Below are 19,866 nucleotides of genomic sequence, written 5' to 3'. Positions count from 1 at the left end.
GTCTCCACCGGATTTCCAGCACTGCTCACAAAATGTCTTGTCAGGATGGCGGGACCGTTGACGCACCCCGTTCAAGCGCGCATGCGTGCCTTTCAGGACCTGTTCAATCAGCTGGATCAGGTCACGGGCACCAAGGCCAAGGTGCAGGCGCTGGTGGATCACTTTCAGGAGGTCGATCCAGGGGAAGCGGCTTGGGCGTTGACGCTCCTGTTGGGCAAACGCCGCCGCCGCTTGATCACCGGTCGCCGCCTCCGCGACATCCTGCGTGACCGTGGCGGTCTTCCGGATTGGCTGATCGACGAGTGCTACGGCCAAGTGGGCGACTCAGCTGAAACCATCAGCCTGCTCTGGCCCGCCGTGCAAGAGCGCGTTGAAGCCACGGATCCAGGCCTGCCCAGCGGTGAGGGGGACATGCCCCTCAGCTGGTGGATGGAGACCCTGCTGCCGGCCATCAGCACCAGAAGCGACGACGAGCAGGCCAATGCGGTGATCTGGCTCTGGCACAGGATCCCGCTCGACCAGCACTTCATCGTTAATAAGTTGCTCACAGGGGGGTTCCGTGTCGGCGTGTCGACGGGACTGATCAGCCGCGCCATTGCCGAGGCGTTTGATCTCGAAGAAACACTGGTAGTGCAACGGCTGATGGGCGGGTTTGAGCCCTCCGCTGAGCGATTCGTTCAACTCACCGCCCCTGCGACGCCGGAAGAGCACCGCTCCAGTGGCACGCCATACCCCTTTTATCTCGCCAGTCCACTGGAGCCCGAACGGCTTCGGGAGACATCGGTGAACGATTGGAAACTGGAGTGGAAATGGGATGGGATCCGCGGTCAACTGATTCATCGCGGGTCAGGGATCTATCTCTGGAGTCGTGGGGAAGAGTTGGTTAACGACAGCTTCCCTGAACTAGTGGATGTCGCCCAGGCCTTGCCCTCCGGAAGCGTTCTGGACGGTGAACTGATCTGCTGGCAGCAGAACGAAGCAACACCGCTTGGCTTCGATCAGCTGCAACGACGTCTCGGCCGCAAAACCGTTGGAGCGGGGTTGAAAAGGGAATGTCCGATGCGATTCATCGCCTACGACCTACTGGAACATCAGGGCATCGACATTCGCCAGCAGGCATTGAGGCAGCGCCAGAATCAGCTGGCTGAGCTACTTGGCAAGATCGAGCATCCCGAGTCGTGGCGGTTGCAGCAGAGCCGGTCCTGGTCGATCGACACCTGGGAGGAGCTGGATCAACAACGCAACCAGGCCCGTCAGCACAACGCCGAAGGGCTGATGCTCAAACACGTGGAGGCGCCTTATCTGAGCGGACGAAAACGCGGCCATTGGTGGAAACACAAACTCGAGCCGATGACGCTCGACGCGGTGCTCATCTATGCCCAGGCAGGCAGTGGACGTCGCGCCAATCTGTTCACCGATTACACCTTCGGCCTCTGGACCAACGCTGAAGAACCGCAACTGGTGACCTTCGCCAAGGCCTATTCCGGCCTGAACGATGCCGAAATCCTTGAGCTCGACCGGTGGATCCGTCGGAACACAGTGCAACGCTTCGGCCCGGCGCGATCGCTCAAAACAGAATTGGTGTTTGAAATCGGCTTTGAGGGCATCCACCCGTCAAAACGCCACAAATCGGGAATCGCTGTGCGGTTCCCGCGAATCCTGCGCTGGCGCCGCGACAAACCCGCAGAGGAAGCGGATTCGCTGCAAACCGCGATGGCTTTGATCCAATACCGCTGATGGCACGTTCCGAGAGCAAGCCAAACGCCAGCGACCCACGGTTGAGCCCAATCAAGGCCTGGTTCGCCCACAAAAACTGGACCCCTCTCCCGTTCCAGCAAGAGACCTGGAGCGCCTATCTGGCGGGGCGGAATGGGTTGATTCAAGTGCCCACAGGGTCCGGCAAAACCTTCGCCGCCGTCATGGGACCCATCGCGCGGATGTTGGCAGACGATCAGCCATTGAAGGGAATACGTCTGCTGTACATCACGCCCTTGCGCGCCTTAAGCCGCGACTTGTCTCTGGCGATCCGCGAACCGATCGAGGCGATGGGTTGGCCGATTCGAGTAGGCATCCGCAACGGCGACAGCAGCAGCAGCGAACGCACCAAACAACTCAAGGCACCACCACAGATTCTGGTCACAACACCGGAATCCCTGGCTCTCCTGCTCAGTAATGCCAAAGCTGAAGAGCTATTCGGTCAGCTCCAGACGGTGATCCTCGACGAATGGCACGAGTTAATGGGCAGCAAAAGGGGCAGCCAGACGGAGCTAAACCTGAGCTGGTTGCGGCAGCTCCGCCCTCAGCTCCAGACCTGGGCGATCAGTGCCACCATCGGCAACATCGATCAGGCTGCTCGCCACGCGCTGGGAACGACAGCTGAACCGCAGCTGATCGGAGGAGCCCCGGCCCGCGGTACGGAGATTCAGAGCATCCTCCCGGAAACGATCGATGGCTTCCCCTGGGCCGGGCACCTCGGGTTGCGGATGTACGAAGAGCTGGTGGCCCGCCTCAATCCCGGGATCAGCACCTTGCTGTTCACCAATACCCGCAATCAGTCAGAGCGTTGGCACCAGTGTCTGCGCTTTGCCTGTCCGGAGATGGAAGAGGGGTTGGCCCTTCACCACAGCGCCATCGATCGCAGCGAACGTGAAGCCATCGAGGCCTCCGTAAAAGCGGGCAGCATCCGTTGGGTGGTGTGCACCAGCTCTCTTGATCTGGGGGTGGACTTCCAACCCGTCGAACAGGTGGTGCAGATCGGAAGCCCCAAGAATCTGGCGCGACTGCTGCAGCGGGCGGGGCGATCAGCCCACTTGCCCGGCGGAACATCCCAGGTGCTGTTCATGCCCACCAATGCCCTGGAACTGCTCGAGCTCAGTGCTGTGCGTCGGGGACTCGCGGAAGGTCTGGTGGAACAACGCAAACCTCCCAAAGCGCCTCTGGATGTGCTGCTGCAGCACCTCACAGGTTTGGCCTGCGGCCCTGGCTTCGATCCCGATCAGACCTTGCAAGCCGTACGGAGCTGTGCGGCCTACGCCGATCTGAGCCAACACGACTGGGACTGGTGCATGTTGTTTCTGGAGCAGGGCGGGGAGTGCCTCGGGGCCTATCCCCGGTACCGCAAGCTCGAGTGGGAGGAGACCAGCCAGCGATACCGGGTTCGAGAAAGTGCCATCGCACGCCTGCACCGTCTCAACGTCGGAACAATCACGGCTGCACCGGCGATCACGGTGCGGTTTGTGCGTGGTGCCGTGCTCGGCCATGTGGAGGAGACCTTCATCAGCCAGCTGAAACCGAAAGATGTGTTCTTCTTCTCCGGACGCCAGCTGGAATTTGTTCGCCTGCGGGACATGACCGCCTACGTGAAGGTGAGCACGAAGAAAACGCGCACGGTTCCCGCCTGGGCTGGGGGGCAGATGGCGCTCTCCGATCTGCTCACCCATCACCTGCGGCTGGAGGTGGACCGCGCCAGCCGCGGGGATCTCGACACCGCTGAACTACAGGCTTTAAAGCCACTGTTTGAACGGCAACAGGACCTCTCCGTGCTCCCAACGGTTGGACAACTATTGATCGAAACCTGTCGCACCCGGGAGGGAACGCATCTCTTCGCATACCCCTTTGAAGGTCGCTTCGTGCATGAAGGCATCGGCTTTCTCTGGGCTTCGCGGCTGACCCGTCTGGAACGCGGCACCATCACGGTGTCGGTCAACGACTACGGCTTTGAACTGTTGGCACCGAAGAGCTACCCCATGGCGGAGCTGCTGGAAGACCACATCGATCTGCTACTCGATCGACAAAAGCTGGAGCACGATCTGAAAAACGCCCTGAATCTTTCCGAGCTGCAACGGCGACGCTTCCGAGCCATTGCCCAGATCGCTGGCCTGATGAACCGAGGATTCCCCGGATCAAGCAAGAGCACGGGGCAGCTTCAAATCAGTGCGTCACTGCTCTTCGATGTGTTCACCCGCCATGAACCACAAAACAGGTTGCTGCTGCAGGCACAACAGGAGGTGCTCAACGACCAGTTAGAGATCTCTCGACTGGAGGCAGCCTTGGAGCGTGCTGCGAGCCAGGAATGGCTGCACGTTGAAACCCCGAGGCCCAGCCCGCTGGCATTTCCACTGCTTGTGGAACGCCTCAACAACAGGATGAGCAATGAATCCGTTTTGGAGCGGGTTCAGCGGATGCGAGATGAGGCACTCCGCAAGGAGGGATAGTGATCAACGAGCAATGCGCTGGGGGTGTCTGAATCGGTGCTTTGAAGACTGCTTCTGCAGTTGCAGTGAAGGGCTGTATCGATGGATCGCAGCACCTGGAAGCGGGCAGAACGAAGTCACTGCAGCTGTTCTGAGCGCCTGCGGCAACATCAGAGGTCGAGGCACCCCAAGGCATCGAGCCACCAACGTGCAGAGTGTAGGGATGAAACAGCCGAATGCTCGACAACTCCGATCACTTCGGCTCTCTGCTTTAGCGCGTGATAACAGGGCAGTGGCTGAATTAAATGCACGAATCTCAAACTCGCCTGACTACCTGGTTGAGGAGCTGATGAAACGCCATGGGTGGCCTGCTCACGAAGCCATCTGTGCAGTCCAACAACTGCAGGAGAAAGCTTTCCAAGAAACCGCAGACCACTCAGCGGCTTGATCGAAGGGTGACCAAGGGCAGGCATTTTGCGTACAAGTGAACGGGATGTGGAATAACCGGCATGTGGAATAACGATGAGCTGCAAACGATTACGGCTGCCTACGCCGTGAGGCTCAACCCATCAGCATGATCAAGCTGCAGCCCAATGCATTGGAAGAGCGAGCCCTGGCACTACAGAACTGATGACTGAACCAACGAAGCCCAGAGCCCTGACCTATACGGAAATGATGAACGGGGGCCGTCAGCACCTTGATGATGCTGAACATATCCGCGAGCAAGAGCTGGAGAAGAAAGTCGTCGCCCTAGAACGTCATGTCGATCACTTGGAACGAGCCCTTAAGGACAGCGCAACGCCAAAGAGGGACGCCTCCCTTCCTGAAGAAAAAAGGGCATAGCGCATTTGTTTGTTCATGCTTGAACCCTTGTTGTGATGCAGGGTTGAGAGGCAAGCCCACCAGGACAGGAATGGGTTGAACACTCCTATGGCTCGCTTCCGTCACCCATGTCTCGATCACATCACCGGGTACGACATTCCCAGGGCTGTGCCTAGAGCGATCGTTCCCAGTACAAGCAGCAGCATCAGCTTCATTGTTCGTCCCTAAGAAAAAACCTCCCTGGAGGGGGAGGTTCAAATGAAGTGTCCACTCATGTTGTGCCTAAGGAGCGGTGATGAATCACGAGGTCAGTGAGCCCTCACCTGATGCTTTGAAAAATCGTTTGAAGCAACTCGTGCTGATCACAGGAGGGTCGCCAGATTGATGAACTTCACAGGCATTCATGGCCATGGAGCACAGGGGAGCTGACTTAACGAAAAGAGGCCAGCTTTTCCCTTGCAGCTTTTAAGGCTTCCTCGCAAGCAGCACGATCATCGTTATCGATGTCACCTTGGCTGCCGTTTAAACGCGACTCGAGAAAAGCGATCTCGTCAATCCAATAGTCCTTGTCCTTGTTCTGTTGTTCCATCACTCCCTGAGCAGAAAACTCAAAGCCATCATCGAGCACAAAGAGGAAGGCCGCCCTCCCCGATGGAAAGACGGCCTAGCTCGCTCGTTTATGCATTGCAGTCGACCTAATCAGTGATGCTGGTTCCGTGAAGCGAGATGCTCAGTCGAACGACAGTGAACTGAAAAAAGAAGGTCGAAGCGTCTGGCTTGTAGCAACCCTGGGGCCATTTGAACCAGGTGTGAAGCGGAACTCCTACGGGGCACCTACGCACGGTGCAGAGGAGTGTCGACTGATCAGACGACCAACAGTGTCGTCACAGACGAAGTGCTCACGTTTGGGTTGAAAAGTTGGAGCAGGGGCCAAAAAAGTCAGGCTGCTTCTGCGGTTTGCTCAGGTGGAGTGTCGGCCGTCATGGGCTCCTCCGATCTCGATGCACATACTCTCGTCACTGGTGGAGCATCAGGCAATCAGCTGTCGTGCTCATTGCCTCCTGGGGCTATTTGTCCGATTGTGGAGGTGGCGTACCTAGCGCCTTATCCCAGGGCCAAGGCGGCAAGCGCTTGAAGGATCCGGCCTGGGGTGAGGCAGTGAAGCTTGAAGAAGGTCCCTAAAGTCCGCGTCAAACCGGATCACCAAAGGTGCAAAAGCTCGGGGAGATCAAACTCAAGCAAGTTCCGCAGCTGAACACTGCAAACAGCTCGCTTCTGATCCGGAAGCACAAAGAGGTTCTGAACCTGATGATGAGAACCTTCTCGCTCGACACCTACGGCCTGACTTGGGCTCAGTTCTTCAAAGGGTTTGGTTTAGGAGGTTTGGCCGTTTGGCTACTGATGCGCTGAGATCAGCGGTGCCTTACGGGCCTACCTCCCTGTCGCATGGACTCGAGCATGCCTTTCTCGAGGGCCGTGAGTTTTGGTGCAGACTCATTCAGCGCAGCTTCCGCACGTGACTTGGCTGCTGCAATGAACCTGTCTGTCTTATCTCCAGAGTCAAAAGCCAAAGCTTCTTAGCAGAGTGCACTCAACCTATTGATCTGAAGGAGTTGATGCTCAGGACTTAAGAAAAAACCCTGGACAAGGGTGATGCAGGTGAGGGAAACCAAGCGTGGGCGGTGCAAAGCGTTGGCAGTGGTCCCTCTCATGCGTCGTGGAGGGGCGAGCTGAGGGGCCTGCTCCTTTGTTATTGGCTGAGACTCCCATCGCAAGATCGTTGCTATCGGTTGGAGGTTTCAACCACCGAGCTGATGAGTCGTTTCCCCGTCTTTTATTGCTCTCCAGTGGGCGTTGGAGCTGGGTTCAAGCCTGTGGAAGCAAGAGATGCCTATGAGGCTGAACAGATTGTTCAGCGTGAATATCCAGGCGCTGTGACCGCCTCTCTGAGTGAGCGGGTAACGAACGAAGAGGAGATCAAGCGGTTGTTTATGGACTGGCTTGAAAAAGTCTGAGCACCAGGAACGGCTGATGGCTGGCATGAGGAGCCATCCGATGACTTTTGCGCCACCCACCTGGCTCAACATCGACGCAGACACCTACAAGCGGCTGCTGAACCGCACAGCGGTAACAATCACCAAGCGCGCCAAGAAACGAGGAGCGACCTATCAGGTGAAGGAGGCTATTGATGCCATCCATGCAGCCTTTCACCGTTGTAACGGAAGGGATCCCTACGACGGACTGCCCTTGGACGGTGAACGTCTGGAAGGCAGCCGGTGTCCGACGGTCTGCCCAGTTGCCAACGAAACCATCGCCCAATTTGAGATCCTCAGCCACCAGACCAAAGAGGCCAAGGGCACGATGAACGCCGAGGAATTCATCACCCACTGCCGCGCCGTCGTCGCCCATGCAGAAACAACGTCAACAGCGAAGTAATGACCACCGGAAAGAAACTGTTTCTGGTGGTGTTGGGCGGGCGTTGCAAGGGGTGCCATATCGAGCAACACGATGTGCGCTGGGTGGTGGGTGAGACCATCGAGGCCACGCTGCCGACCCTGCGTCAGGAATGGATCGGTCTCCGCCGTGGCTTGCACATCGACAGCTATCGCTGCATCGACCACGTCGATGGACACTGCGTAGAGGTTGTTGAGCAGGCTCAGGATTCATCCACTGCTGATCAAGCACAGCGTCTGTGGTTCATCAACCTTGGGGCCTATAACCCCACGTCCATGGCGGAACAGCACTCGTTCGGAGTGATCGTGGCGCATTCATCCGCATCCGCAAAAGCGCGGGCTCGCCAGCGTTGGCTAAGGGGTCTGGAACAGGTTCACAAGGATGATCTGCACGGTGTTCAGATGGACAGCGCACTGGATGATCTGCTGCCGATTCAAGGCAATGGTCAGTGGCATTTGAAACTGACAGCTGACCCAAATATCGAAGAAGCACCACCACATCCCGACTGGTATGGCTACTGGAAGATATGAACAAATGAGCCTTTAAACAACAACAAGATTGAGCCCTGAATCGGAGCTTTGAACCAACCCAGCAAAGGAGAACCGAGGTTGCCTCCGATGACATTCGAACTAGGTGGGAGTGGATTGAACTGCTACATCCACAGAACAAACGCAGTTCAGCTAAAACAATCCTCCAATGAGGATGCGACGTGTTGATTCTGATCCTCCTCCTCCTGACCGGCTCCTATGCCGGACTGTGGGCTTTGCGCTTTGTGCTGGAGCAACGCACGGACACGGAATAAGCATCGGGAAGCCCCGAGGAGCATTCAGTCATATTTGAACGGGATGCTGAAACGGTTTTCCAATTCAGGCTGGATAGGGTCGGCTTAGTCAACGGATTGACCGTGTCGCTCGAACGACGTCTCAGCACCGCAGCGCTCCTCGTTGTCGTCATGGGAATCAGCATGAGCCCCGCAGCGCAGGCCCATGACAATCACCATCACCACTCCCATAAAAAGCAGAAGGCTTACAACAAGGGTTACAGGAAGGGCTACACCAAGGCGGTTAAACAGACCTATCGCCCCTACTACCGCACTTACGCCCCGGTCTATGAACCCTTACGCCGGAGAGTCGTCGTTGCTCCAGCGCCCTGGCTTGCTCCTGTTCGTCCATACAACTACGGCACTCGCGTCAACGTCGGGCTTGGGTTCAATCTGTAGACAGGTTCCAATCCCCCCATGTCTGAGCGAGTCAGCAACAAAGCCAGCGAGGCTTGGCGCGACCATGTGCTGAAACAGGTCGTGGATTATCTGGAGACCAATCGCGATTCAATCATCGATCGATTCGAAGCCGACAATGCTCATCACCTGAAGCGTGAGGACATCGAAAACTCCGATCTGCTCAATTTCGATGTTGCGGTCACACTGCATCGCGATAAATCATCATCATTTGGGCTTGGATTCGGGTTTTTCAAGGCCAACATCATTCGATGAATCAGCTTGCAGGCTTCCAGAGAGCTTCAGGGTCCTGGCGCTGCAGTGCTTCCTCAGCAAGCTTGAGATAGTAGAAGTAGCTCTGCCTGTCTTCAGATTCAGCGGCTTTGTTCATCAGGTGCAAGTAGCTGAGTCGCTGGTCGGTGTTCATACGTGGTTAACAAGAGAGGGAACATTCTCTGCAAGCCGCATTGATTTCGGTATCAGAGAGAACAACTGAAACAATTCCGAGCATCCAGGAGGCACTTTTTTATTTTTTCTTTTGAAGATTGTCCAGAGATCCTGCAGCAAGGATGGATTCAACAGGGCTGGAATTCCTTCGTGACCGGCGGACCACCACCAGGAGGGACGACACAGTCGGATCCTTTGGGGCGGCTGTTTTGCGCAGGGAACGGCGCACCCTTCACCGCGGGCCTGATCTGTTGATCAGGCGACGCCCGATTCAGATCAATCTTGCCCGGCCTAATCATTTGCGACGTGACGCGATAAGCCAGGCCACCCAACAAACCAAAACCCATCGAAGCCAGGAAAACAACCAGAAGTTGACGCTGACGATTGTTCATTCCACCTCTCCATCGCGTTGAACGTTGGTTGGCCTCGAGCTCTGGGCTGAATCTCACTGAATGACAGAGATTTGACAGATCAAAACAGACGGCCGGATGATCCGCTTGCTGCAGCTTGAACGATCGAAACACAGTCTCTGCTGACTCTGCTCACCCCCTTCCTCGTCTTCGGTGCGTTATTCGTCGTGCTTCTGCTGGTCTGGGACAGATGACAGCCCCCGTTGCGGGACTGTTCTGGACGCCGTACGCCGATTGGATTTACACCGTTGTCAGCCTGAGTGGTCTCATGCTGATCACCTGGTTGGTTCTCGGCCGAAGCAGTAGCAACTGACCGGCCTCACGCAGCAAGCAGCTCCATCTCTGGCTCAAGCAACACATCGCGGGCTGTGTTGAAACGCGTCATCAGCGCGGGATCCCCCCCTTTGTCTGGGTGATGTTGAACGGCCAGCAATTTGTGGGCCCGCTTCACCTGTGAAAGGGTCAAGCGACCGGTCAACGGCAACGCAAGGCACTGTCGAGCCTGAATGGCTTCGAGACCGGGATCGCGCCCCATTGGGCATTGGTCACGTCGATGGTTCGACGTTCCTGGCTTGCGCTTCTTGCTTGATTTCCGCTTGGACGTGCTGGCCTTTCCACCAAAGCCTTTCAATTCCTGCACAACTTGATCCCCGAAGCACGCCACAATGCCCGATCGCGTGACGCCGCGAAAAGGCCGCGGGGAGCTCAATCACCCAGCTGCGACCACCAATGGTCGATTCGATCCGGCGAGCCATACCAACTTTGACCGAACAAGCCTCCATGGGCCGTATCGGAAAGCTCGATCCAACGGGCATCCCGCAGCAGAGCCGATTGAACCGGAACCAGGCCATCGCCCTCCAAATCCGGGTCACCCATGATCTGGCGATAGCTACGGGCAGAGGTGCGGGTTGAAAAGGTTGATGCATTTGATCCCAGAGGATCAAGCCGACCCGCAACAGCCACGTAATCCACCTGATCAGCTTCAGGGCAACCGGGGAACGCACGATCCACCTGCGCCCGTAGCGGTGTGGCACGCATAGCCTGATGGGGACTGCCCAGGGTGATCAGGCGGTTGCACCGGGTTGCGCCGTTGAAGCAGCGTCCCAGAAAGGTCTGATCGACCAAATACGGCCGCAACATCACCCCACCGGAACTGTGACCGATCAAGGTGACGCGCTCGGTCGGAGACTGGCTCTGAAGCTCGCACACACAGGCATCGACACGGTCCAACAGGCGACACCAGCCGAAGCCCCAGCTCGTTGCCAGCCAATCCCACCTGGATGCAGGCACGATGCGCACTGGAACGCCGGTGGCTTGATGAATCCAATCGGCGAGGGGGCGATACGCCTCATCGGTAATCAGAAAGCCGCCGAAAATAACAACGGGCTGGGACAGGCGAGACGTGCCGGACAAGATCAGATCGTGCTGATCACTTGATCAACGCACATTGCGGGGCATCGATGAGGTCGTACCCACACCGGATGCGGCTTCCACCAGGTTCAAGAAACGTGCTCAGTTGTTGACCCTCTGCAGAAGCCTCAAGAACAATCTGCTGACCGATCAAAACGATCCTGAACCGCCAGGGGAGAAGACCCGGAAGGGTGAAGCTCATGGAGATTGTGGTTCTCGCCTCAAGCTGCCGCAATTCAGGCCAACGTCCATCACTCAATTCCGAGAAAAGTGAAGGGATTAGTGGAGAGGCTTCTGAGCCACGACAGCGAAAAAGGGATCACCCTTGCCACCGAACAAACCCATCACGCCTTCGGCTCGGGTGTCTTCGGCAATTATTTCCGGCTGGGGCCAGCCCTGTGCCATCAGCACATCAGCGATGTAACGCAGGTGATCGCCGTCATCACCATCGGTCCAAACCTGTGGAGCCTTAGTGAAGAACATCCGATTGGAAAACGCGACGATCACCTGACCACGGGGGCGGGTGATCCTCATCAGCTCAGCAGCGATCGGCTCCGGCTGCTGCAGGTACTGCCAACCGGCAACGATGAGGGTGGCATCGATCGAATCAGCCTCCACCGGAATGGTCTGGTCCTGGTTCAGGTTCTGAACCCAGTGCTGATCCAAACGGGGATTGGCTTTCAGTTCATCTCCATTGAGGCCATGGCCGATGACCTTGTCGTAACTGACATCCTCCGGGAGATGGCTCACCCAACTGCTCATCAGATCCAGCACCTGAGCGCAGGGGGGAATGCGCTCGCGATAGAGGGTCGTCAGTCGAGCCCGAAAACCGGCATCCAGATGATGAACAAAGCGGGGCTCGCTATAGAAGATCGCGTCATCCGAGGAATCCAACTTGAACCGTTGGGAGTCCTCAAGAACAGAAACAACCGCCATCGATCAACCCAACTGCAGGTACCAATGCAAAGCAGCACCGAGCTGACCTGAGATTCCCAATCCGGTCAGCTTTTCAAGCACCACCGCAGCGACGAAACCAAGCATGGCCACACGGCCGTTAAGGCGTTCCACATCGGTCAGAGCGGAACGGTTCCAGGGACGTGCTGTAGTCAGCGACTCGCCGAAGCGCTCATATTTTTCATAATGAAAAGCAGGCCGACTCATCGCAACGCACAAATCCAGCGGACCTTAACCACAGTTCCGTCGCGACCGGGGTAGACAGTCCACGCACCGTCGGAATCGCGTTGCTCAAGCTGACCGCTGGCGCAGTTGGCACGCATCGGCAGAACTCGGTGGGTCCACCGGTCTTGTCCTCCACGCTGGATCAACAATCCCGCCTCCACCTCGACAGCACCGTCCACGGCTTGGGGAGAGCGAATGTATTCAGCCGCTTTGAGAGATGGGGTCTCCAGCGCTTCCATGAAGATCCAACCGTTACCTGGCAGCAAGCGGCTCCGACGCGACTGCCAGACCGCCGGTTCCTCCACAGGTTGCCAATCGGCCAGCGCCGGAACGGTCCCCAAGGACAGCAGAGACGCCAGAGCGATTCTGAACGCCAGAGAGGAAGAGACCATGGGCAAAACCATGCGGACAGAGGGATCGGAACGACTGGCGAATGCTTCAAACAGCTTTACGAAGCGTTGAAACGCAAACATGAATGAATGGTTATGGAATTCCACATGGCAGGAGTGCCAGCTTGAAACCGTTGCTCGATTCATCCATGGCCAGCATTGCTCAGGGACGGGCTGCTTACACAGTGCGCCACAAGACTTCCAACGGAGAAAAGCTGGAATCGTGCTTTTACGCCACCGACGCCTTTGAGGCGCGCCTGCTGGCCATGGAGTTCAACGCTTACATCCGTCAACATCCGAACTGCATTGATTCGATTCTCAGGACGGAGGCTTGAGGGGGGTACGGCGCCGCTCCACCTGAACGAAGACCAGCCAGGCCAGGCTGGCTAGACCACCTCCAATCCAATCGCTGCGGAGCAGTTCGACAAGAGCGATGGTGCTGGAGCCGATGCGTAGACCCCGCAGAAGCAGGTCCGTTATGGGAGGTGTCCGGCGCTTGTCGCGCTCCATGGGTCGGCTCCGAAAAAATGGGGAGATTGCAGAGCCCCATGATCTCAGCCATGCCTGGTAAGCCTGCCGCAGCCCTCCTAGCCCGGGAGCGCGAGATTCGCCGTGGGGGCAGCCACATTCAGATCGAGGCATTACCGGGCTGCTGGATGTTGCAGCAGACCTGGAGTCGCAGCGGCGATGCGCCGGCTCCTGGCACCGCAACACTGCTGCGTTGGCTGCAGGCCAGCCTGATTCTCAAACGCTGCGATCAAGACCTAACGATCATCAATCAGGTCTGTTTGGCCGGTTTTAAGTTGCAGTTCAGTGGCAGTGCCAATCTGAAAGGTTCAAGGCCACTGCTGGTGTTTAGCTTCGCTTCATTGGAGCTGTCCTGGTCTGGTCAGGTGCTGCATCGGCGAAGCCTGCCGCCACCGCCACCGCAACGTCTGCCCTTCTTTGCGCTGATCGAGCTGAACGAACAGCAGGGAACGCTGACGGCGCGTGGCCGGGGTGGGGGACTGGCTCAGTGGTCGCGCCTCAAGCAGGACTCCCCATGAAGCCCGCCGTCGCCCTGGCCATGCTGCAGCGGGAGGGTCGATGGCTGCTCCAGCTGCGTGACGATATCGACTCGATCATCTATCCAGGTCACTGGGGGCTATTTGGCGGCCACCTCGAACCGGGCGAAACAGCCATCGACGCCGTGCATCGGGAACTTCAAGAGGAGATCCACTGGTCACCCAGCGTGGCGCTCGAGCCCTGGTTCAGCGATGACAGCGGCAACCGGGTGGCCCATGTGTTCCGCGGCCCCCTCAGCGTGCCGTTGAACAAGCTGCAGTTGAAGGAGGGTCAGGAGATGAAGCTGGTCTCCCTAAGCGAACTGCTGAGTGAATCCATTTGGAGTGAGCGGCAGCAGGAGCTGCGGCCCGTCGCGCCACGCCTATCGATCGTGATTGAACGGCTGCTTCAGGAGGGCCATGACCACTGAAACCTGGCTGGATCTCCGCAACATCGAGGCCTGGCTGGGCGGTCGCCCGGTCTTGCACAACCTCAATCTGCAACTGACGCTGCGGCAATCGACAACGGTGCTGGGCCCCAATGGTGCGGGCAAGAGCAGTCTGGTGAAACTGATTGACCGCAGCCTCTACCCGATCGTTCGACCCGACTCCCATCTGCGTCTGTTCGGCAGTGAAACGGTGAACCTCTGGTCGCTGCGCAGCCGCCTGGGTGTGGTGTCGAGCGAGCTGGAACAGCGGCTTCATCCAAAGACAGCTGTTGATGAGGTTGTGGTGAGCAGTTTCTTCGGTTCAACGCGGCTCGGTCGTGATCAGCAGCCAAACCCTGAGCAATGGGAGCAAGCGCGTGCTCTGCTCGATCAATTGCAGCTCAACGGCATCCGTGAACGCTGTTACGGAGAACTGTCGGACGGACAGCGGCGCCGCCTTCTGATCGCTCGAGCCCTGGTCCACCAACCGGAGGTGCTTGTGCTGGATGAGCCCAGCCGCGCCCTTGATCTAAGGGCCTGTCATCAACTGCTGGCGATTTTCCAAGGCTTGATCCAAGGGGGAACCACTGTGGTTCAAGTCACCCACCGGGTGGACACCATCGTTCCGGAGATGCAGCGCGTCATATTCCTGGATGGCGGAACAATCGTAAAAAGCGGCTCTCCCGCCGAGTTATTGCGGCCAAAAGAACTCAGCAATCTGTTCAAAACGGAGCTGGAGGTGGTCGAAAAGAACGGATTCCGGCAGGTCTTACCCGGATTTTCATAGATCTCAAAAGGTGGTCCCCAGGCTGTCTTTTCAGTCGCTGCCAGCCTTGGGGCACTCTTAAGGGGACGTCATGGCATCTGATCAGGATCAGGCCTTCATGCGTCAGGCGATCCAGCTGATGCGCAATGCAGGCGTGGTGAACAAAACGGGCGGTCCCTTCGGCGCAGTAATCGTCAAAGAGGGGCAGGTGATCGCCGCCGCAGGCAACAGCGTGATCCAAGACAACGACCCCAGTGCCCATGCCGAGGTCAATGCCATCCGCCAGGCCTGCCGAACCATCGACAACTGGGATCTCAGCGGATGTGTGATGTATTCGAGCTGTGAATGCTGTCCGATGTGTTATTCCATCGCCTATTGGGCCAACATCCGCCAGGTCTTCTACGCGGCATCCTGGAGCGACTACGACGATCTCTTTTCCGATCGGGCGATTAACGACGACATTCGCCGTCCCATGCCTGAAAAGGAGATTCGGATGCAGCAGATTCTTCAGAATGAAGCACAGGAGGTGTGGTCCGAGTTCCGACAGCTAGCGGACGGAGCACGCTACTGATGATTACTTGGCTTAATAACGATCAGGGGATCTTGGTGACAGTCAGGCCAGGCCTCACCTCAATTAGTCGTTGGACTTCCCGCATTCCTCTGACCACGTGGCAGACGCCTTCCTTGTCGCAGACCCTGTAGTACTCAAACCCTTCTGGCGCGTTGGTGAGCTTGGTCGGTCTCATCTCAATGTCCGGCTTCGGCTTGTTTTTCGTCTTCTGCCTCGGCGCTCAGGAAACGTCTGTGCTGAGCCGACTCCAAACCACTTGGCCCAGAGTCATTCTTTTTCTCGACCTTGTCCTCGACTTTGCGCTCAGGTTTGTACGACCCCATCAAAAAGGGATGCATTCCTCTTCTGCTCATTGTTGAGACCTCCGATTCAGATCTCGCGTTGTGGTCTCTCGGCCCTTCCGCGTCAATCGAACTTCTCACGACTGTGAGAAACCCGATAGTCCCCATGCGGGGGTATTGGCACACTTCAAGAAGTAGTTGATTGAATAAGCCGGTGGTGTCGTTAGTAGCTCCGCTGGTCATCGAGCGAAGGCCTTGGGCTTGAACCGACCAGGGCTTTCGTCCTCGGTACCGAGGGGGTTAAAAGGCTGGCCCTTTCGGGTTAATAGGGGAAGCCCCGGAGCCGTCACTCTGGGGCTTTTCTTTTGTATCCAGAAGGAGCTAAACGTCGATGATGTTTGGCATTCCAACCTCAAGATCAAGCAACAGCTCTTTGAATGGCCTAATCGTTTCGTTTCTGTTGTTTGGCTGCTTTGTTGTTTGCCTCTTCATGAACGGACTGAATGGGTGATATAGCCCAAATTCGACATGCGGAGATGTCCGGGGTCAAACACGGGAAATCCCGCTGTTTGTGCTGGCACGCCAATGGCGTTGTTACCAGCAAAGAAAGGTCCAGGCAACTGCCGTGTACTGCGTCCATAAGCAAGAAGCTCTCGAACATTGGGTCAAGGAGCTCTACTTCCAAACGGAATTCAAGGCCTACATCTGTGCCAGCACCAAGTCGAAGGCATTGATGTGCACACACTTGGTGGTTGATGCTGCCACCAACGAAGTGACCTCGATCGTTCGCAACGGTAAGCCCTTAATCACATAAGCGTTGGTGTTCAAACACTGTTCAAATGAAGGAGCTTGTCCCTTATGGCTGACTAAAAAAAGCGAGAGGATCGATACTGTCATGTCCTATCTTAACTACTGCAGGGCTTTACAGCGAAACAATCAATATTGTCTGGGCAATTCCGGCAACGTAAAAAGTCCCAAGTCCAGTTTAGCAAAAATGGAGAATCACATGACTGTCGGACCTAATGAACCTCGCGGTTGCACGTTCAACACCTGCATGAAGCGAGGTAGGGATGGGAACCTTTCTTCTGATGATCAAGACGGCTTGGTGCACCAAATCTTATCGACGAATAATCCACACTTGACTGAGAGCGAGGCTTGTAAGCTGTACCAGAACAACAGCTAGATGTTCGCGCCATTCATACTCATCCCCCTGCCTTCAGCGGTTTTTGGCCTGAGAGGGAGCACTGAAATTGAATTACGAAGACTAAGCATCGGTGACGGAAGCCAGGGTTTGTGGACATGTTGCAGCCTTAGGGCGCTAAGCAAGATTAAAAGTCTGGAAGCGGCTTCACTTCCAGACCAGTCTGTACAGCTGAGAGATGCTTCCGATTCAACTCTCTGCCTTATGACTAAACAGTTTTGGCTTCGCCGTTAGATACCCCCAGATGGGATCAATGAACGGCCTTAGGAGCAATTCAGCAGCCATCGGTTTTGGATTCCGATTCAGAACATCGCGCTCAACGCATGCGCCGCGGAACCAACGGTACCGATGTTGTTGCTTTCCATCCCGAGTGCCATGCATTCCTGCAGGTCACTCATCTCGACTGTTGTCCCGAAGAATTCACTCGGGCAGCACTAGGCATCTTAATTTCGGATCATTGCTACCACCCAGGGGTGATCCCCATCGGCGAGGGATGGCGCTTGGGTCACAGCGGAGTCGTTCTGATCGATACCCCGGGGCAAAACCGCTTCGCCAAAAACCTCACAACGGTGCAGGGTTCAAACCTATGGGATCAATGATGCGCATTTTCAAGGGCGTGATAACGGAAGGTAACGACCGCAACATCTATGACCTGTCCTGCCTCGAGCTCGATTGGATCCCGGGATCGAGCATCCACTCTCTGTATTCCTGAGTCACTGCATAGCTGTCTTCAAAGCGTTGTGCTTTATCAAGCAGGGCAATCCTTTGAGAGATATGACTCATAATCTGAGTCCTTATAGAATCAGCATCGATTGACATCATCCCTCCTTAGGCATCATTGACTGTCGAGAATTCGGTCTTAATCATCAACGTCAGCAGCTCGGGTGATTTGTATTGCTTGGGGAGTGAGCGGTGCAACAACTGCAGACGGTGCCAACAGAACATTCGTTGAAGTTGAGAGCTTGTTTTCCCCTGCCTGATGAGCTTGATGAGCATTTTTAAGTCTTTGCAATACAGCGGATATTTAGCTTCGAGTTCTCTGATACTGAGGCCGGATGCGCTCATAATTTAATGACATAACCAAGCGGAAGTATGAAGAAAAGTTGGTCGCTCCATCACCTCCCATTTGGGGACAATCCTTCTGTCCCCGGATGGGGGTAGCTCAACGGCGCAGCCAGCGAGTTTGATGACCTCGACTGCAAGTTTGAGCGTGGAGTCAATTGAAGCCCACATCGCCAGAGATTGTGAGGAACTGACCAAAGCGGAGGCCAGCGGAGATCAGGCGAGAGCACGTCACTACGCCAAAGCGCTCCAGTGGCTCAAGATCTGTCGCACCCACCATCCTGGTGATCACAAGGACACTGCCTACTGGCTATAAGTGCGTTGCGATTTGAACCTCACAGTTCCGGAATGCCTCATCTATCATGACCGACAAAGGTAAAAACAATCGAGTCAGGTTGGCCAGCAAAGATGGAGCGAGGCGGTAGGGAAGCGCATGGACTTGACCCCATACTTGCAAAATCAACCCAAGTCAGACGACGAGGAGCACCTACTTTCCGTTGCCATCAACGGACGCATTGCACTGGCCATGAAGGGGCGGTTCTTTCTGCGTTGTTTCTGCGAAAGTTTTAGTGAAAGAGCCCGCATCGGATGTGCTGTCACAGATGAAGAGTCGTGCTTAAAGTATCTTAAACAAGAATCATTTGAGCTTCTTCTCTGCACGGATCTACTTGAAAAAGGGAACGGTTTTGAATTAGTACGCAAAGCCAGAGAAATGCGACACGACCTAAAAGTTGTGATGCTGGCCTTAAGCGATGCCATTCCGGTGGAGTACGACAACGCATCATGGCTGGAAGCCGTGGTCGCCGAAGCCGACATCATTGAAGACCGCAAACCCCTCGAAGCAGCAGTGTTGGCGGTGATGGGACATCACTCCTACCGCAGTCCATCGCTTCGTTCGGATGAACTTCCTTATCTCAGCTGTCCGCGGCTCACACCTCGGGAGTACGAGGTTTTGGACCGACTCGCCCGCGGAATGTCTGACCGAGAAATCGCTGAGGATCTGATCGTCACCGAAGAGACGGCTCGCACCTACACCAAACGATTGCTACGTACCCTCGAAGTGAACAATCGGGTTCAAGCCGTATTGAAAGGCATGCGCTGCGGCATGGTTCAGATCTGACCGGATGAATCACCCCAAATGGGGGTAGAGATCAATGCCCCGCCCAATACTCAATGGTGGGCGTCAATTGACATCAAGTAGAGATGGAAACAATCACCTTCACCCATGACTCCTCCATCGCTGAACTGCAGGACACAGGAGAGGTTTACGCGCGTGCCATGGAATATCTGGTGGCTGATGATGTGAAGGAGGCAGCGGCCCGCGAAAGCGTTTGCTGGCGACGACTTGACCGGCTTCACCAGGCCCTGCCGGAGCGTTACAGCGATCCGCGTGCGCTGTTTCTCACGCTGAGGGAACATCGGCGGAGCCAAAAAGCGGCGTAGGAGTCCAGGCAAGACAACAGTCAATGGAAAGACAACACCACTCAGCGGTCGGATTGAACGTTTCTGGGAGCTCACCAGCTCAAACGTCGGATCAGCCGAATCACCGAATTCGCAAAGGTACTGCGTGCATAACCAGCACAAATGGAGCTGCCTGGTACTGCAACCTCAACGGAATCGCTATTTCTGCCAGAGAGTTGTTCTTTGAGAGAGGCCGTCTTTGCTCAGACAGCATCCAACCTGGACGGCTTAATCAGCTCGTCGGAGTAAGCGACGACCAGGAAGGGGGATGGAGTAGCAGCCATACCTCACCACGGGGCTTCTCCTGCGGGGGATTAGTGGCGCGGTCTTTGTTCAGCATGGAATTGAGCCTGGAAAGCACCCTCGCCAAATTGAAGACTTAAGAGTTAGCGCCGATGCCTGAGGCCGCCAAGTCTCACGTCGAATGACTTGTCTTCATTTCTTGGCAGAGCTGGAAAAGTTGAATGGCCCCTGGCTTGAGGAACTGAGCTGCGGCCACCCCGAGAGCCTGGTAATCACTCTGCGTCTGCTAT

32 protein-coding genes are annotated in these 19,866 nt (G+C 56.2%); 19 read left to right on the top strand and 13 right to left on the bottom strand.

Annotation, left to right across the window (positions count from 1 at the left end; all coding sequences use genetic code 11):
• Window positions 1–81 precede the first annotated feature (81 nt).
• The 3 genes from DXY29_RS00590 (at window position 82) to DXY29_RS00575 (ending at window position 5,036) form a co-directional block, all read left to right on the top strand.
• Window positions 82–1,737: an ATP-dependent DNA ligase gene (locus DXY29_RS00590; RefSeq protein ID WP_115021961.1), complete on the top strand. Its 1,656-nt coding sequence runs from the start codon at window positions 82–84 to the stop codon at window positions 1,735–1,737.
• Window positions 1,737–4,214 (top strand): ligase-associated DNA damage response DEXH box helicase, encoded by a 2,478-nt coding sequence (locus DXY29_RS00585; RefSeq protein ID WP_115021959.1) that lies wholly within the window; start codon window positions 1,737–1,739, stop codon window positions 4,212–4,214. Before DXY29_RS00590 ends, DXY29_RS00585 begins: the two co-directional genes overlap by 1 nt.
• A gap of 609 nt (window positions 4,215–4,823) precedes the next feature.
• A complete protein-coding gene (locus DXY29_RS00575; protein WP_115021957.1) occupies window positions 4,824–5,036 on the top strand; it encodes a hypothetical protein in 213 nt (70 codons plus the stop codon).
• 409 nt (window positions 5,037–5,445) lie between these two features.
• On the opposite strand, the gene DXY29_RS00570 is transcribed toward DXY29_RS00575, so the two are convergent.
• Complete coding sequence (locus tag DXY29_RS00570; protein ID WP_115021955.1) at window positions 5,446–5,643, bottom strand: hypothetical protein; 198 nt, start codon at window positions 5,641–5,643, stop codon at window positions 5,446–5,448.
• A 581-nt stretch (window positions 5,644–6,224) separates the two neighbouring features.
• On the opposite strand from DXY29_RS00570, the gene DXY29_RS00565 reads away from it, so the two are divergent.
• The 6 genes from DXY29_RS00565 to DXY29_RS00540 all read left to right on the top strand — a co-directional run bounded on the left by DXY29_RS00565 (window position 6,225) and on the right by DXY29_RS00540 (window position 8,961).
• Entirely contained in the window at window positions 6,225–6,425 is a 201-nt protein-coding gene (locus tag DXY29_RS00565; RefSeq protein ID WP_115021953.1) for a hypothetical protein, read from the top strand.
• A gap of 404 nt (window positions 6,426–6,829) precedes the next feature.
• The gene (locus DXY29_RS00560; RefSeq protein WP_115022121.1) at window positions 6,830–7,030 is read left to right on the top strand and encodes a hypothetical protein; all 201 of its coding nucleotides are present in this window, start codon (window positions 6,830–6,832) and stop codon (window positions 7,028–7,030) included.
• A 16-nt stretch (window positions 7,031–7,046) separates the two neighbouring features.
• Window positions 7,047–7,451 carry a hypothetical protein gene (locus tag DXY29_RS00555; protein WP_244279259.1) on the top strand — a complete coding sequence of 135 codons (405 nt, stop codon included), beginning with the start codon at window positions 7,047–7,049 and terminating at the stop codon, window positions 7,449–7,451.
• On the top strand, window positions 7,451–7,999 hold the full coding sequence (locus tag DXY29_RS00550; RefSeq protein WP_115021951.1) for a DUF1543 domain-containing protein: 549 nt from the start codon (window positions 7,451–7,453) through the stop codon (window positions 7,997–7,999). The genes DXY29_RS00555 and DXY29_RS00550 overlap by 1 nt, the downstream gene beginning before the upstream one ends.
• A 368-nt stretch (window positions 8,000–8,367) precedes the next feature.
• A complete protein-coding gene (locus tag DXY29_RS00545) occupies window positions 8,368–8,688 on the top strand; it encodes a hypothetical protein (protein ID WP_115021949.1) in 321 nt (106 codons plus the stop codon).
• An 18-nt stretch (window positions 8,689–8,706) separates the two neighbouring features.
• Window positions 8,707–8,961, top strand: coding sequence for a hypothetical protein (locus tag DXY29_RS00540; RefSeq protein WP_115021947.1), 255 nt, complete (start codon window positions 8,707–8,709; stop codon window positions 8,959–8,961).
• Window position 8,962: 1 nt separating this feature from the next.
• On the opposite strand, the gene DXY29_RS13250 is transcribed toward DXY29_RS00540, so the two are convergent.
• On the bottom strand, window positions 8,963–9,112 hold the full coding sequence (locus tag DXY29_RS13250; protein ID WP_170952067.1) for a hypothetical protein: 150 nt from the start codon (window positions 9,110–9,112) through the stop codon (window positions 8,963–8,965).
• 148 nt (window positions 9,113–9,260) lie between these two features.
• Window positions 9,261–9,524, bottom strand: coding sequence for a hypothetical protein (locus tag DXY29_RS00535; protein ID WP_136987692.1), 264 nt, complete (start codon window positions 9,522–9,524; stop codon window positions 9,261–9,263).
• Between the two features lie 208 nt (window positions 9,525–9,732).
• Between DXY29_RS00535 and DXY29_RS13795 the strand changes: the two genes are divergently transcribed.
• Entirely contained in the window at window positions 9,733–9,855 is a 123-nt protein-coding gene (locus DXY29_RS13795; RefSeq protein ID WP_255613912.1) for a hypothetical protein, read from the top strand.
• Window positions 9,856–9,861: 6 nt separating this feature from the next.
• Here DXY29_RS13795 and DXY29_RS13905 read toward each other — a convergent pair whose 3' ends face one another.
• The 6 genes from DXY29_RS13905 to DXY29_RS00500 form a co-directional block, all read right to left on the bottom strand.
• On the bottom strand, window positions 9,862–10,077 hold the full coding sequence (locus DXY29_RS13905; protein ID WP_370520003.1) for a hypothetical protein: 216 nt from the start codon (window positions 10,075–10,077) through the stop codon (window positions 9,862–9,864).
• Between the two features lie 170 nt (window positions 10,078–10,247).
• On the bottom strand, window positions 10,248–10,955 hold the full coding sequence (locus DXY29_RS00520; protein ID WP_244279258.1) for a triacylglycerol lipase: 708 nt from the start codon (window positions 10,953–10,955) through the stop codon (window positions 10,248–10,250).
• A 16-nt stretch (window positions 10,956–10,971) separates the two neighbouring features.
• The gene (locus tag DXY29_RS00515; RefSeq protein WP_115022111.1) at window positions 10,972–11,154 is read right to left on the bottom strand and encodes a hypothetical protein; all 183 of its coding nucleotides are present in this window, start codon (window positions 11,152–11,154) and stop codon (window positions 10,972–10,974) included.
• Window positions 11,155–11,231: 77 nt separating this feature from the next.
• Window positions 11,232–11,888, bottom strand: a complete 657-nt coding sequence (locus tag DXY29_RS00510; RefSeq protein ID WP_115021944.1) for an SAM-dependent methyltransferase — start codon at window positions 11,886–11,888, stop codon at window positions 11,232–11,234.
• A gap of 3 nt (window positions 11,889–11,891) precedes the next feature.
• Window positions 11,892–12,113 carry a chlorophyll a/b-binding protein gene (locus DXY29_RS00505; RefSeq protein ID WP_115021942.1) on the bottom strand — a complete coding sequence of 74 codons (222 nt, stop codon included), beginning with the start codon at window positions 12,111–12,113 and terminating at the stop codon, window positions 11,892–11,894.
• A complete protein-coding gene (locus DXY29_RS00500; protein ID WP_115022109.1) occupies window positions 12,110–12,523 on the bottom strand; it encodes a hypothetical protein in 414 nt (137 codons plus the stop codon). The genes DXY29_RS00505 and DXY29_RS00500 overlap by 4 nt, the downstream gene beginning before the upstream one ends.
• Before the next feature lie 146 nt (window positions 12,524–12,669).
• Between DXY29_RS00500 and DXY29_RS00495 the strand changes: the two genes are divergently transcribed.
• The gene (locus DXY29_RS00495) at window positions 12,670–12,855 is read left to right on the top strand and encodes a hypothetical protein (RefSeq protein ID WP_114989374.1); all 186 of its coding nucleotides are present in this window, start codon (window positions 12,670–12,672) and stop codon (window positions 12,853–12,855) included.
• On the opposite strand, the gene DXY29_RS00490 is transcribed toward DXY29_RS00495, so the two are convergent.
• Entirely contained in the window at window positions 12,839–13,030 is a 192-nt protein-coding gene (locus DXY29_RS00490; RefSeq protein WP_115021940.1) for a hypothetical protein, read from the bottom strand. The genes DXY29_RS00495 and DXY29_RS00490 overlap by 17 nt on opposite strands.
• Before the next feature lie 50 nt (window positions 13,031–13,080).
• On the opposite strand from DXY29_RS00490, the gene DXY29_RS00485 reads away from it, so the two are divergent.
• From DXY29_RS00485 to DXY29_RS00470, 4 genes are all read left to right on the top strand, one after another.
• Entirely contained in the window at window positions 13,081–13,566 is a 486-nt protein-coding gene (locus DXY29_RS00485) for a hypothetical protein (RefSeq protein WP_244279257.1), read from the top strand.
• On the top strand, window positions 13,563–13,994 hold the full coding sequence (locus DXY29_RS00480) for an NUDIX hydrolase (RefSeq protein WP_115021936.1): 432 nt from the start codon (window positions 13,563–13,565) through the stop codon (window positions 13,992–13,994). Before DXY29_RS00485 ends, DXY29_RS00480 begins: the two co-directional genes overlap by 4 nt.
• Window positions 13,984–14,778 carry an ABC transporter ATP-binding protein gene (locus DXY29_RS00475; protein ID WP_115021934.1) on the top strand — a complete coding sequence of 265 codons (795 nt, stop codon included), beginning with the start codon at window positions 13,984–13,986 and terminating at the stop codon, window positions 14,776–14,778. The genes DXY29_RS00480 and DXY29_RS00475 overlap by 11 nt, the downstream gene beginning before the upstream one ends.
• Window positions 14,779–14,848: 70 nt before the next feature.
• Entirely contained in the window at window positions 14,849–15,328 is a 480-nt protein-coding gene (locus DXY29_RS00470; RefSeq protein ID WP_115021932.1) for a nucleoside deaminase, read from the top strand.
• A 22-nt stretch (window positions 15,329–15,350) separates the two neighbouring features.
• Here DXY29_RS00470 and DXY29_RS13245 read toward each other — a convergent pair whose 3' ends face one another.
• Together DXY29_RS13245 and DXY29_RS00465 are read right to left on the bottom strand one after the other, a co-directional pair.
• Window positions 15,351–15,503 (bottom strand): hypothetical protein, encoded by a 153-nt coding sequence (locus tag DXY29_RS13245; RefSeq protein WP_170952066.1) that lies wholly within the window; start codon window positions 15,501–15,503, stop codon window positions 15,351–15,353.
• 1 nt (window position 15,504) lies between these two features.
• Window positions 15,505–15,852, bottom strand: coding sequence for a hypothetical protein (locus tag DXY29_RS00465; RefSeq protein WP_115021930.1), 348 nt, complete (start codon window positions 15,850–15,852; stop codon window positions 15,505–15,507).
• Between the two features lie 1,281 nt (window positions 15,853–17,133).
• Here DXY29_RS00465 and DXY29_RS13620 point away from each other — a divergent pair.
• On the top strand, window positions 17,134–17,409 hold the full coding sequence (locus tag DXY29_RS13620; protein ID WP_179948572.1) for a hypothetical protein: 276 nt from the start codon (window positions 17,134–17,136) through the stop codon (window positions 17,407–17,409).
• Window positions 17,410–17,638: 229 nt separating this feature from the next.
• On the opposite strand, the gene DXY29_RS00450 is transcribed toward DXY29_RS13620, so the two are convergent.
• Window positions 17,639–17,875 (bottom strand): DUF3136 domain-containing protein, encoded by a 237-nt coding sequence (locus tag DXY29_RS00450; protein ID WP_115021926.1) that lies wholly within the window; start codon window positions 17,873–17,875, stop codon window positions 17,639–17,641.
• Window positions 17,876–17,996: 121 nt separating this feature from the next.
• On the opposite strand from DXY29_RS00450, the gene DXY29_RS13240 reads away from it, so the two are divergent.
• The 3 genes from DXY29_RS13240 (at window position 17,997) to DXY29_RS00435 (ending at window position 19,315) form a co-directional block, all read left to right on the top strand.
• The gene (locus DXY29_RS13240; RefSeq protein WP_115021924.1) at window positions 17,997–18,188 is read left to right on the top strand and encodes a hypothetical protein; all 192 of its coding nucleotides are present in this window, start codon (window positions 17,997–17,999) and stop codon (window positions 18,186–18,188) included.
• A 117-nt stretch (window positions 18,189–18,305) separates the two neighbouring features.
• Window positions 18,306–18,992 carry a response regulator transcription factor gene (locus tag DXY29_RS13900; RefSeq protein ID WP_115021922.1) on the top strand — a complete coding sequence of 229 codons (687 nt, stop codon included), beginning with the start codon at window positions 18,306–18,308 and terminating at the stop codon, window positions 18,990–18,992.
• A gap of 83 nt (window positions 18,993–19,075) precedes the next feature.
• Complete coding sequence (locus DXY29_RS00435; RefSeq protein WP_115021920.1) at window positions 19,076–19,315, top strand: DUF3136 domain-containing protein; 240 nt, start codon at window positions 19,076–19,078, stop codon at window positions 19,313–19,315.
• Window positions 19,316–19,866: the final 551 nt, after the last annotated feature.

Origin of the sequence: Synechococcus sp. UW69 (genome assembly GCF_900474185.1) — a bacterium.
Lineage (GTDB): Bacteria > Cyanobacteriota > Cyanobacteriia > PCC-6307 > Cyanobiaceae > Parasynechococcus.
Note: the sequence above shows the minus strand (reverse complement) of the source record. Positions and strands in the feature narration are given on the sequence as shown.

Bases quoted from the DNA above. Each gene is read 5' to 3' on its own strand.
- DXY29_RS00590 (WP_115021961.1), top strand. From the start codon at position 82: ATGCGTGCCTTTCAGGACCTGTTCAATCAGCTGGATCAGGTCACGGGC.
- DXY29_RS00585 (WP_115021959.1), top strand. From the start codon at position 1,737: ATGGCACGTTCCGAGAGCAAGCCAAACGCCAGCGACCCACGGTTGAGC.
- DXY29_RS00575 (WP_115021957.1), top strand. From the start codon at position 4,824: ATGACTGAACCAACGAAGCCCAGAGCCCTGACCTATACGGAAATGATG.
- DXY29_RS00560 (WP_115022121.1), top strand. From the start codon at position 6,830: ATGAGTCGTTTCCCCGTCTTTTATTGCTCTCCAGTGGGCGTTGGAGCT.
- DXY29_RS00555 (WP_244279259.1), top strand. From the start codon at position 7,047: ATGGCTGGCATGAGGAGCCATCCGATGACTTTTGCGCCACCCACCTGG.
- DXY29_RS00550 (WP_115021951.1), top strand. From the start codon at position 7,451: ATGACCACCGGAAAGAAACTGTTTCTGGTGGTGTTGGGCGGGCGTTGC.
- DXY29_RS00540 (WP_115021947.1), top strand. From the start codon at position 8,707: ATGTCTGAGCGAGTCAGCAACAAAGCCAGCGAGGCTTGGCGCGACCAT.
- DXY29_RS13250 (WP_170952067.1), bottom strand. From the start codon at position 9,112: ATGAACACCGACCAGCGACTCAGCTACTTGCACCTGATGAACAAAGCC.
- DXY29_RS00535 (WP_136987692.1), bottom strand. From the start codon at position 9,524: ATGAACAATCGTCAGCGTCAACTTCTGGTTGTTTTCCTGGCTTCGATG.
- DXY29_RS13795 (WP_255613912.1), top strand. From the start codon at position 9,733: ATGACAGCCCCCGTTGCGGGACTGTTCTGGACGCCGTACGCCGATTGG.
- DXY29_RS13905 (WP_370520003.1), bottom strand. From the start codon at position 10,077: ATGGGGCGCGATCCCGGTCTCGAAGCCATTCAGGCTCGACAGTGCCTT.
- DXY29_RS00515 (WP_115022111.1), bottom strand. From the start codon at position 11,154: ATGAGCTTCACCCTTCCGGGTCTTCTCCCCTGGCGGTTCAGGATCGTT.
- DXY29_RS00510 (WP_115021944.1), bottom strand. From the start codon at position 11,888: ATGGCGGTTGTTTCTGTTCTTGAGGACTCCCAACGGTTCAAGTTGGAT.
- DXY29_RS00505 (WP_115021942.1), bottom strand. From the start codon at position 12,113: ATGAGTCGGCCTGCTTTTCATTATGAAAAATATGAGCGCTTCGGCGAG.
- DXY29_RS00500 (WP_115022109.1), bottom strand. From the start codon at position 12,523: ATGGTCTCTTCCTCTCTGGCGTTCAGAATCGCTCTGGCGTCTCTGCTG.
- DXY29_RS00495 (WP_114989374.1), top strand. From the start codon at position 12,670: ATGGCCAGCATTGCTCAGGGACGGGCTGCTTACACAGTGCGCCACAAG.
- DXY29_RS00490 (WP_115021940.1), bottom strand. From the start codon at position 13,030: ATGGAGCGCGACAAGCGCCGGACACCTCCCATAACGGACCTGCTTCTG.
- DXY29_RS00485 (WP_244279257.1), top strand. From the start codon at position 13,081: ATGCCTGGTAAGCCTGCCGCAGCCCTCCTAGCCCGGGAGCGCGAGATT.
- DXY29_RS00480 (WP_115021936.1), top strand. From the start codon at position 13,563: ATGAAGCCCGCCGTCGCCCTGGCCATGCTGCAGCGGGAGGGTCGATGG.
- DXY29_RS00475 (WP_115021934.1), top strand. From the start codon at position 13,984: ATGACCACTGAAACCTGGCTGGATCTCCGCAACATCGAGGCCTGGCTG.
- DXY29_RS00470 (WP_115021932.1), top strand. From the start codon at position 14,849: ATGGCATCTGATCAGGATCAGGCCTTCATGCGTCAGGCGATCCAGCTG.
- DXY29_RS13245 (WP_170952066.1), bottom strand. From the start codon at position 15,503: ATGAGACCGACCAAGCTCACCAACGCGCCAGAAGGGTTTGAGTACTAC.
- DXY29_RS00465 (WP_115021930.1), bottom strand. From the start codon at position 15,852: ATGACCAGCGGAGCTACTAACGACACCACCGGCTTATTCAATCAACTA.
- DXY29_RS13620 (WP_179948572.1), top strand. From the start codon at position 17,134: ATGCGCCGCGGAACCAACGGTACCGATGTTGTTGCTTTCCATCCCGAG.
- DXY29_RS00450 (WP_115021926.1), bottom strand. From the start codon at position 17,875: ATGAGCGCATCCGGCCTCAGTATCAGAGAACTCGAAGCTAAATATCCG.
- DXY29_RS13240 (WP_115021924.1), top strand. From the start codon at position 17,997: ATGACCTCGACTGCAAGTTTGAGCGTGGAGTCAATTGAAGCCCACATC.
- DXY29_RS13900 (WP_115021922.1), top strand. From the start codon at position 18,306: ATGGACTTGACCCCATACTTGCAAAATCAACCCAAGTCAGACGACGAG.
- DXY29_RS00435 (WP_115021920.1), top strand. From the start codon at position 19,076: ATGGAAACAATCACCTTCACCCATGACTCCTCCATCGCTGAACTGCAG.